Annotated in this window: 1 protein-coding gene; it reads left to right on the top strand. The window is 71.2% G+C overall.

From position 1 onward, the window contains the following. Positions 1-1,580, top strand: a 1,580-nt coding sequence (gene ptsP, locus DSP71_RS12320; RefSeq protein ID WP_258546415.1) for a phosphoenolpyruvate--protein phosphotransferase, incomplete at its 5' end; no start/stop codon positions are given. Between the last annotated feature and the right edge of the window lie 172 nt (positions 1,581-1,752).

Genomic DNA, 1,752 nt, shown 5'->3' with positions numbered 1-1,752 from the left:
TTCCCGAACCCGATCCGGACGTGCTGGTGCCCCCCGCCGACCGCGATTCCGAGGTGTCAGCGATCGAGTGGGCCGCCGTCGCGGTCGCCGATCAGCTCCGCTCGCGCACGGCGCAGGCGACGGGAGAGACCAAGGCCATCCTCGATGCCTCGCGCCTGCTGGCCTCCGACCCCGAGCTGGTGTCCGAGGCGACGGCTCTGGTCCTCTCCAAGGGGCGCACCGCCGCCCGTGCGGTCTGGGAGACCGCCGTCGTCCACGAGAAGGCCCTCGCCGCGCTGGGGGGTCGGATGGCCGAGCGCATCGCCGACATCCGCGATGTACGCGACCGGATCATCGCCGAGATCCTCGAAGTCGACATGCCGGGTGTCCCCGAGCGCGACGATCCCTTCGTGCTGGTGGCCGCCGACCTCGCTCCCGCTGACACCGCTCTGCTCGCCGGGGGCCGATGCGTCGCCCTCGTCACGGTCCAGGGCGGACCGACCTCGCACACGGCGATCATCGCGCGCTCCCTGGGGCTGCCGGCTGTCGTCGGTGTCGTCGACGCCCAGGCGATCCCGGTGGGGACGATGGTCCTCGTGGACGGCGACCGCGGCACGGTGGAGGTCGCCCCGGCGGAATCCCGCGTCGCCGAAGCGCGCGCCTCGGCGACCGCTGTCGACTTCAACGGCGTCGGAGCGCTCTCCGACGGGCACCGCATACCGCTGCTCGCCAACGTCGGAGGAGCGGAGGACGCGACGGTGGCGGCCTCGGCGCATGCGGAGGGTGTCGGACTCTTCCGCACGGAGTTCTGCTTCCTCGACCGCGCCGAGGCGCCGAGCATCGACGAACAGGTGACCGCCTATCGCGGCGTGCTGTCCGCCTTCCCTGGGCGCAAGGTCGTCGTGCGCACCCTCGACGCGGGGAGCGACAAGCCCCTTCCCTTCGCCAACTCCGACAGCGAGGACAACCCCGCGCTCGGCGTGCGCGGGCTGCGGATCGCCCGACGCCGCCCGCAGCTGCTCGATGATCAGCTGGTCGCCCTCGCACGAGCGGCTGCGGCGGAAGCGGCGGAGGTCGAGGTGATGGCTCCGATGGTCGCGACGGTCGACGAGGCCAGGGACTTCGCCGAACGCTGTCGGTCCGCGGGGCTCGACAGGGTCGGCATCATGATCGAGACCCCGTCCGCCGCACTGCTCGCCGCGGAGCTGTTCGAGGTCGTCGACTTCGTGAGCCTCGGCACCAACGACCTCGCCCAGTACACGATGGCGGCGGATCGGCTGCTCAGCGATCTGGGCGACCTCAACGATCCGTGGCAGCCTGCAGTGCTGCGACTCATCGCCGCCGTCGGTGCCGCAGGTCGGGCTGCCGGAAAGTCGGTGGGCGTCTGCGGCGAAGCAGGCGGCGACCCCGCGCTCGCTCCGGTCCTGATCGGCCTCGGGGTGACGTCGCTGTCCATGGCGCCGCGATCGCTCGGTCGCGTGGCCGCGCGCCTGCAGGAGTTGTCCGTCGATGACTGCCGACGAGCCGCGGAGGCAGCAGTCGGTGCGAGCTCTGCGGATGCCGCGCGCGCTGCCGCTTCCTCGGCTCTCGTCGAGGGGTGAACGAGACGGTCCTGCCACGTCGTATGCGCACCTCGGCATGCGTTTCGTTCCATTCTGATATGGACATGGTCCAGAAGGGTGAGGGCGATGGATCCGGCTCTAGGCTCGTCAGCGAGGGGGCGTCGATCGGGGCGTCGCGAGCAATCGGAGGGTCCATGTCCACACGGTGGTC

It is taken from the genome of Microbacterium sp. H6 (assembly GCF_003314775.1).
GTDB classification, from domain to species: Bacteria; Actinomycetota; Actinomycetes; order Actinomycetales; family Microbacteriaceae; genus Microbacterium; species Microbacterium oxydans.
Note: the sequence above shows the minus strand (reverse complement) of the source record. Positions and strands in the feature narration are given on the sequence as shown.